Genomic DNA, 8,402 nt, shown 5'->3' on the forward strand with positions numbered 1-8,402 from the left:
AAACGATGGGTTGGAAAAGAGTACAGCATTGGTTTATTGCGAGCTTGTTTGCCATGTTCGCAACCACCAGCGCCCATGCTGAAATTACCATCGAAGATCAGTATGGCTCTCATACATTTGAGCAAGCACCAAAACGCGTGGTTGCATTAAACTGGGATATTCTTGAGCAAGTTCTGGCACTTGACGTCGTGCCAATTGCTGCGCCAAACCTACCAGCCTACCGAACATGGGTCGTTAACCCTGTTGCGCCTGAATCGATAGAGGATGTTGGCACGCGCTCTGAACCCAACTTGGAGAAAATCGCCAGCTTGGACCCTGATGTGATTCTCGCCGCTTCTCCTCAGCAAGACTTGATTCCTTTGCTCAAGCAAATCGCGCCTGTGATTTATTTGCCGAACTTTGCGCAAAACGAAGCCGCTGCTGAAACGGCAATTAAACACTTCCGTACATTAGGTAAGCTGTTTAATAAACAAGATTTAGCAGAGAAGGAACTCGCAGAGCTCGATGCATCTTTTGCTCAAATGCGAGAGCGAATCGCGCAGCATTATTCTGATCCACTCAGTGTGTTAGTGATGCGTTTCTCGACACCAAACACCGTGTTCCTTGCGACAGAAAACTCCACCACGAATTACGTTGCAAAACAACTTGGCTTAGACAACCCAATTCCAGTGCCACCGAGAGCTTGGGGCGTAAAACAAGGCCGCATCAATCGCTTACAGCACTTAGACGATAGCTATGTGCTTTATGTCCTCCCGTTTCCAGAAGAGAGCAAATTAAAGCAGTCACCACTTTGGCAAGCGATGCCGTTTGTGAAAAAAGATCGTGTCAATTCGGTTCGCGCCGTGTGGGCATACGGTGGTGCAATGTCTTTGCAATACATGGCAAAAGCGATCACCGACAGTTTAATTGAGTTGGCACCAAAACAATGAGAATACAGCATTACTTAGGTTATCTTGCGCTGATTGTTCTGCTCAGTGTATTGAGCCTTCAAATCGATACAGACTTGCCTTTCAGTGCGCAGTGGCAACTCGCTCTGGATCCAGATGTTGCCAGTGAATTTAGCGACGTTTTCTTTGTACAAGCGCAATTACCTCGCCTCTGTATCACACTCCTTGTGGGTGCGATGCTTGGTCTAACGGGTAGCTTGATGCAACAATTGACTCAAAACAACCTGACGTCCCCTCTCACTCTAGGAACGTCATCCGGTGCATGGTTGGTATTGGTTATCGTCAATATTTGGTTTGTCGATTGGGTGGCGGATTACTCTGCTCTAGCGGCAATGGTCGGTGCTCTGGTGGCGTTTGGTCTGATTGTCTCTATAGCAGGCGTGCGTAATATGACGGGCTTGCCTCTGGTGGTTTCTGGTATGGTGATTAACATCCTGCTTGGATCTGTCGCGACTGCCATCATCATCTTGAACGCACAATTTGCTCAAAACATCTTCATGTGGGGCGCTGGCAACCTAACCCAATACAGTTGGGAATGGTTTGAATGGCTGCTTCCTCGTACCGCTGTCGCTGTGATCATCATTGCCGTTGCGCCAAGAATTCTTACCGTACTCAAGTTGGGGCAAGAGGGTGCAACCGCTCGTGGGCTGTCTGTGATGCCTGCATTTGGTGGTTTAATGCTGCTGGGTATTTGGCTAGTTTCTGCCTCAATTACCGCAGTCGGCATCATCAGCTTTATCGGCTTACTCACCCCAAACATTGCCCGAGCGATGGGGGCAAGAACGCCACGAGATGAGTTGATCAGCAGTTTGTTATTAGGCGCGGTTTTGCTCTTAATCACCGACTCCGCTGCGATCTTCTTGAGTCTCTGGTTAGAAGAAACCATTCCTAGTGGCGTAGCTGCCGCAGCCATTGGTGCACCTGCATTAATTTGGTTCACGCGCAAAAAGCTAACTGCCACAGACCAACTCAACCTATCAATGAGTCAGGGTAAAACTCACCTTTCTAAACTCGCGGTTTGGGGTTTTGTTGCTATGGCGGTCATTGGTGTCTTTGCTTATGCGTTTATTACTCACGGCGCAAATGGCATTCAATTCGCTGTGCCGGGTGAATTCCAATGGCAGCTTCGTTGGCCTCGTATGGTCACCGCCTTGTCTGTCGGTATTGCTCTTTCAATCGCAGGCATCATATTGCAGCGTATTGTCTATAACCCATTGGCGAGCCCAGATATTCTTGGCGTGTCTTCTGGCGCGACTTTCGCCATTATCATTACCGGAGTGATGGTGGGTTCTGTTCTTGCTGCGTTCAATTGGGGTATTGCCTTCTTGGGCAGCATGATTGTATTGATGTTGTTACTGGTGATCGGTAAGCGTAGTCACTTCAATCCATCGAACTTTGTTCTGTCGGGTATTGCGTTAACAGCGCTACTCGAAGCTCTGGTGCAGTTTGCTTTGGCACAAGGTTCTGGCGATAGCTATGAAATCCTACTTTGGCTGACGGGCTCTACCTACCGAGTGACGGGAACCACGGCGCTATTCTTGTTACTGGCTGTGCTCTTGCTTCTTGTTGGTGTCTTTGCGATGTCACGCTGGCTAACCTTGATTTCCATTGGGCGAGCGTTTTCTAATGCACGTGGGCTAAATCCCTCAAGCGCTAACACCATCATGCTGACGGTTGTCGCCTTATTGTGTGCTTTCTCAACCGCTACCGTCGGTCCGATTTCATTTGTCGGTTTAGTTGCCCCACACATGGCAATGATGCTTGGCGCTCGACGCATTAAAGAGCAGTTGGTGGTGGGCAGCTTAGTTGGTGCTACCTTGATGATCTGGGCAGATTGGGTGGGTCAAATCGCCATCTATCCAAGTCAAATCGCAGCTGGCACCCTAGTCGCTATTATTGGTAGTACTTACTTCCTGTTCTTGATGCTCAAAAGCAAGTTCAATTAGTCCATTGAGACCGACTTAGAAACCGAGATAAAAAGAACCCCGCTCATGTTAGCGGGGTTCTTTTGTATTCGTAATACCTAATACTTAATGTTCAGTATTCATTGGAAATCGTTGCTCATAAAGCTCCATAAAGTCTTTACGAATTAGGTGCTCTAAGTGGTTTGCTTTATCCGTTGGACAGAAGATCATGATGTGCACGATTTGCTCACCGTTGATGTTACTCGAAATATGGATGTGCGGTTCTGCGCCTGGTAGATCAACGCCTGCATGTTTCTCGATCATCGCATTGTAGCGGTGCGCGACATCAGCGAAGTAACTACAATGTTCGTCTATTTTATCCGTCAGTAGTGGCAGAATTGGGAATAGGTTGACGAAGTCTTTCACCACCACGGAGAAGTTGTGATAAACGTAGCGCTTCATAAAGTTGAGGTTCTTCACTGGGTAGGTGAAAAACATGCTGTTAGGCAACGTAGCCGTTTTGCCCGTGTAATGGTATTGACCATGATGCAGGTCGATCTCTTGGATCACCGTTGCCATCATGTTGTGTTCGATCACTTCACCACATAACTTACCTACTTCAATCCAATCGCCAATACGGAACGAACGCGAACTGGCACGTTGGATAGAGCCGGTGAAACAAAGGATGATCTCTTTAGAAGCCACCACAATTGCCACTGCAATCGCTGTGACACTGAGTGCAAACTCACTGATTTCCGACTGCCATAAGATAAACAGAACCAGCAAGGTGATAGCAAACGTGCCGTTTTTGGTTCTCGACATCCAGTTGCGTTGTTCTTCTGTAATAAAGGCATCGTCACCGCGGATTCGAGACAGAATCAAACGACGCAGAAGAATGATGAACAGCAGGATTAATGCGGTAAATACAATTTTGTGAGTGAGAAGAAAATCGACGACTAACTGCACTTTCTCCATTACCCGACTCCCTGTTTGGTTTGGATAGGTTGACCTTTCATGCTAGATAACTAGCTGCGAGAGGACAACCTTACCAAATTATTCAGTCGGTTGTCCCAGTTCGCTCTCTTTAAATACGATAAACGCACGGCGGTTTAAAGCATTGGCTTCTGGAGAGTCTTCGTTGATCACAGGTTGAAGTTCACCAAAGGCTTTTACTTCCCAAACAAACTGCGATGGGTCAAGTTTCGTCTTCAAGTATTCCACCACAGTCTGAGCACGACGTTCTGCCAGTGCTTCATTATAAGAGCGAGCACCGACTTGGTCAGTATGACCAGCGACCATAATGCTACCCTCTAAGCCTTGCAGTTTTGCGATGAAATCATCTAATTGTGAAAGGTCTTCCGGTTTTAATTCCGACTTATCGAAATCAAAGTGCGGTGTCATCGCCATGTAGATCTTACGCTCTGGTTTTGGCGGCTCACAGAAAGGCATTTCTTCGTATTTCTTCGCCTCTTCAAACATCACGTAAGCACGACGGTTTTCTGCTCGCGCTTGATCAGATTTACCCAACGCCAATGGTTGCGACTCACCAAAGTGTTTCACTTCCCAATCGTATTGCTCAGGGTCGAGTTGTTGCTGTAGATACGCTTCTACCGATTCAGCGCGGCGCATAGACAGCTTCTCGTTGTATTCGTCAGAGCCTTTAAAATCGGTATGACCAACAATCGTAATACGTCCGCTCAAGCCCTGAATATCACGGATGAACGCGTCTAGGCTTACCGCATCAGCTTCACGAATGATGGATTTATCGAAGTCGAAGTGCTCAGCAACCGCGATATGGATTTCTCGTTGCGGTGCTAAACATTCACTGATTAGAAACTTGGAGACATTCACGTCAGCAAATTTTTCTCGGTTCTCTTGGCTCACATATGCGTCAGCCGAACATCCTGCCAATATTGCCCCTGCGATCATGCCGCTTAACAAACGAATCGTCGCTTTCATGTGACCCTCTTATAACTTACCAACTAGGTTAATGAATACGCCTGATGCGTCATAATCGTCATCATTCGCTAGGTTGCCATCAAAACCTGAAAAGTTGTAACCCACGCCGACTTTGAAGTTGTCGCTCAAGTGCTTGTTAACTGAAACCAATGCGCCCTGCTCTAGCTCGTCGTATGTGCTGTCTGTCTTCCAGTGATACTCGCCTGTCACGTCCCAATCTTTCATGACGCGGTAAGACGCACTCAAGCCGTAAAGTGAGATTTTGCTATCCACTGGGATATCTTCACCAGACTGGCGAGTGAAGATTTCACTCTTATTCTTGAACGCGTATTTCGCGCCTAAATCCCAGTTCGCGTCAAGTGAGTAAATGCCTTCTACTTCGATGATGTGGCTTTCTTCGTCTTTATAGTCCACATCGCGATTGAGTTGGTCGAAATCCACTAAATAGGTGTAACGTGATAGTAAGTTCAAACGGTCATTGTAGATTGGGCGATACGCCAAACCTGCTGTCGACTCAATAAAGCGCGCTAACACTTTGTCACTTGATTTACTTTCGGAAAGCGAATAGTTGAACTTGCCAAATAGAGTGTACTCTTCCGTTAGGTGGTGCGTATAACGGTTAGTGGTTACCCATTGATCGACGCGTTTCTTGTCTGGGTCGGTCGCATCATCGGTTTTGTCGACACGGTATTCGACTTTGTTTTTGAATACCACATCATCTAAGTCAATCGAAGTACTCACACTTACTGCTTGGCGTTCGGTCGTAATCTTCTGATCGTCTTCGATTTCACCTTTCTGATAGCCGATGCCCATGTCGATGTCGTCATTCATGTCGTAGCCGAAGCCGAATGAGTCGATACGGCCTTTACCGTTGTTCTCATCAACAAATTGGTTTTCTTGATAGAAGTCGACAGTTGAAGTCAGGTCCGCTCGTTGACCGACAATCACGTTGTTTTTGCCTTCGTAAGTGTCGTCTACGTAGGTCAAGTAAGTGCTGTAGTCTTCGGTTACGTCATACGTCACACTTGCTTCTGCAGCGTCACCGCGATCACCTGTTGTGTATTCCGCGCCAACCACAAAGTCTTCGAGAATGCGTGTTTCACCACCTAGCGTTACGCTATCGTTCTCGTCGTATTCGTCAGTTTGGCCTACGGTTTTCTGACCCTTGATGTACACGTTGTTATCGCTGTCCCAGATGTAGTCAGCACGTAAACCAGCTAAGGTGCCTTTGCCTTTTTCATCCTCGTTGTTCAACTCTTCAACTTGTTTACCCGCTGCTGAAATCTTGATGTGCTTGGTGACTTTAACTTGAGCTTCCAATTCCGCTTGTTGGGTATCTGTTCTCAAGTCGCCATCTAACTCTCGCTCTTCAATAGAGGTAAAACGCGTCTTCACTGCGACTCGGTCTGTGGCTTGGAAACGAATTTCGGTACCGTAAGACTCTTGTTCTAAGTCGTCATCTTGGCTTGCAAAACTGTAGCCTGCATCTTTGGATTTATACCACGCTTTCACGTCGTTACCGACTGCTGAAAAGACATTTGGCGCTAAGTCGTAGAGGTTCATCATCCCTTTCACTTGGTAGATATCACCTTCGCGGTCTTCTGCGATACTGCCAATTGGGGTAAAAGTTAAACCGCCATCGAAAGAAACGTAGTTGGAATCGGTTTGACGGCCTTTACTGTGTCCGAATTCGGCTTTCAAATACGTACCTTCTGATGCACGCAAAGTTAAGTCCGTACCGTACGCTTCGTAGTCTTGGTTGTCTTTTTCTTCGGTTTGGTAGTTAGCACCCACACCAATGTAGTCATTAACCCAACCTTTCACACGACCACCCGCAGTCATTGCGTCAAGCGCGTCACTGCCTTGAGGAACGTATTCGTAGTCCACTGAAAGGTAGTTGTCATAGCCAGATGCTGGTTGGTCGTTGATGACAGTGCCGAAGTTATCCGAAATGATGTTGTTCAGCGGTCTGGTCAGAATAATGCGGCCTTGATACGGGTCGATTTCATAATCACGCCCCGATTGCAGCGGCATTTCTTGCACAGTAATGCTGCTGTCTGGGTCGACAACTTTCACCATTACTTTGTCACTGCCCGGTACGACTTCACCATGACGCAAGAAGTACAACGAACCGCCAGTACCTAGAAATTCATCGTGAGCGAAGAGTGAATCAGACTCAGCAACGAAGCCAACAATGTTTAGACGATCTTCACCAAACTTGGTGGTTGAGCGAGTACGGTAATCGCCTTTAAAGCCATATAAGCTTCGGTTGTAATCGTTATTGTCGGTGCCAGTAATGCCGGTGTTGTAGTTCCCCCACAAGACGTTGGATTTATCGTACTCAACGTTGAGGTAAACCTTACCTTTGGTGTTCACCACTTTGTAGATGTTCGAGCTGTCGCCGTAGTTGCCGTAATACATTTCATCGTCGTCTTCCAGAATGTCGAATACGCTTGATGAGTCAGAGGCAAACGGGTGCTTAAACATGTCTCGCACGTCGCTTTCTTTGGTATCAAAGTGGGTGGTCACTCGGAGTTTGTCGCCAAACTTACCTTGACCGAAATACGCTAAGCGGCCTTGATTGTAGATGTCATCTTGATATTGGTCATCCACAGCAAGTGCAGCCGAGTTGCCGGTAACTTTATTCTTTCCAATGTAGAAATCGGCAAGACCAGCTTGCACCCAGTATTCATCAGGAATTCGTACATAAAGCTGGTAGCGGCGCTCTTCACCGTTATCAAACACTACACGAGTTGGGAACAAGTAGGCGTCTGCGGGTAGATATTGCTCAGCGTACAGTTCACCCTCTTCTACGTCGAACTCGTCTTCACCAATAATGACCTTATCAACACCTTTCAGACCAGTACCAATGAACCTCGCTAAGCCCGCAGAGGTCGGTATATTGTGACGCATCAGTTGTGCTTTACCTAACTTACGGCTTTGCTCCTCTTCACCGTCGTTCTTATCAATATCAACTTCTGAATCAGGTTCAACAAGATCAATCACACCCACGGTGGTTACATCCATGTTGCCATCTTTATCGAACGCTTTTAAACGGAACAAAAGCTGTGTATTGGATTCAAACTGGTAGTCTTGCTCGGTGGTGCCATCCCAAACAATATTGAAATCGTTCGCAAACTGTTGGCCTTCAACCACAGCTAGAGGATGAACCAAACCACGGTCACCTCCACGAAACACTTCTAATTGGTAGTGATCCACGTAGTAACTGAAGTTGGTGGTAATAGCGAAGCTCATCTCTTGCAATGGCTTACCATCTTTCACTTCCACATCACTGCTGATACTTAAATCAAGCACCGGGTCAAAACGCATGATGTCACGACTTGCCCATATCGCACCTTGTTCTAAATAGATACGCGAGTTATCGGTTTGTTCGTGCGCTTTAACTTCAATACCCAGTGAGTCGCTGTCAAGTTTCTCCAATTGGCTGGTATCTTTCGCGAACGAAAGTATCGGCAATCCAGCCGCGATACACATTGTCAGTTTTGATGGTCTAAATCTAATCATAAATAAATCCTGCTTAACCGCTTGAGTGGTTAGCTGGGCGTACCCAGCCTGCATCTGTGCTGCTAAC

General features: G+C 47.0%; 5 protein-coding genes. 2 read left to right on the forward strand and 3 right to left on the reverse strand.

All coding sequences use genetic code 11. The features are described from left to right. Window positions 1-5 precede the first annotated feature (5 nt). Complete coding sequence (locus C1S74_RS24850) at window positions 6-929, forward strand: iron-siderophore ABC transporter substrate-binding protein (protein ID WP_082039036.1); 924 nt, start codon at window positions 6-8, stop codon at window positions 927-929. Beyond that, window positions 926-2,893: a Fe(3+)-hydroxamate ABC transporter permease FhuB gene (gene fhuB / locus C1S74_RS24855; RefSeq protein ID WP_045398624.1), complete on the forward strand. Its 1,968-nt coding sequence runs from the start codon at window positions 926-928 to the stop codon at window positions 2,891-2,893. The genes C1S74_RS24850 and fhuB overlap by 4 nt, the downstream gene beginning before the upstream one ends. 84 nt (window positions 2,894-2,977) lie before the next feature. Here fhuB and C1S74_RS24860 read toward each other — a convergent pair whose 3' ends face one another. The 3 genes from C1S74_RS24860 to C1S74_RS24870 form a co-directional block, all read right to left on the reverse strand. Then, window positions 2,978-3,826 carry a mechanosensitive ion channel family protein gene (locus tag C1S74_RS24860; RefSeq protein WP_045398625.1) on the reverse strand — a complete coding sequence of 283 codons (849 nt, stop codon included), beginning with the start codon at window positions 3,824-3,826 and terminating at the stop codon, window positions 2,978-2,980. 78 nt (window positions 3,827-3,904) lie between these two features. Then, window positions 3,905-4,810, reverse strand: a complete 906-nt coding sequence (locus C1S74_RS24865) for an OmpA family protein (protein WP_045398626.1) — start codon at window positions 4,808-4,810, stop codon at window positions 3,905-3,907. A 9-nt stretch (window positions 4,811-4,819) separates the two neighbouring features. Next, window positions 4,820-8,335, reverse strand: coding sequence for a hypothetical protein (locus tag C1S74_RS24870; RefSeq protein ID WP_045398627.1), 3,516 nt, complete (start codon window positions 8,333-8,335; stop codon window positions 4,820-4,822). Between the last annotated feature and the right edge of the window lie 67 nt (window positions 8,336-8,402).

Origin of the sequence: Vibrio hyugaensis (assembly GCF_002906655.1) — a bacterium.
Taxonomy (GTDB): Bacteria; Pseudomonadota; Gammaproteobacteria; order Enterobacterales; family Vibrionaceae; genus Vibrio; species Vibrio hyugaensis.

Excerpts from the sequence above, each read along its gene's own strand:
- C1S74_RS24850 (WP_082039036.1), top strand. The coding sequence starts at position 6 with ATGGGTTGGAAAAGAGTACAGCATTGGTTTATTGCGAGCTTGTTTGCC.
- fhuB (WP_045398624.1), top strand. The coding sequence starts at position 926 with ATGAGAATACAGCATTACTTAGGTTATCTTGCGCTGATTGTTCTGCTC.
- C1S74_RS24860 (WP_045398625.1), bottom strand. The coding sequence starts at position 3,826 with ATGGAGAAAGTGCAGTTAGTCGTCGATTTTCTTCTCACTCACAAAATT.
- C1S74_RS24865 (WP_045398626.1), bottom strand. The coding sequence starts at position 4,810 with ATGAAAGCGACGATTCGTTTGTTAAGCGGCATGATCGCAGGGGCAATA.
- C1S74_RS24870 (WP_045398627.1), bottom strand. The coding sequence starts at position 8,335 with ATGATTAGATTTAGACCATCAAAACTGACAATGTGTATCGCGGCTGGA.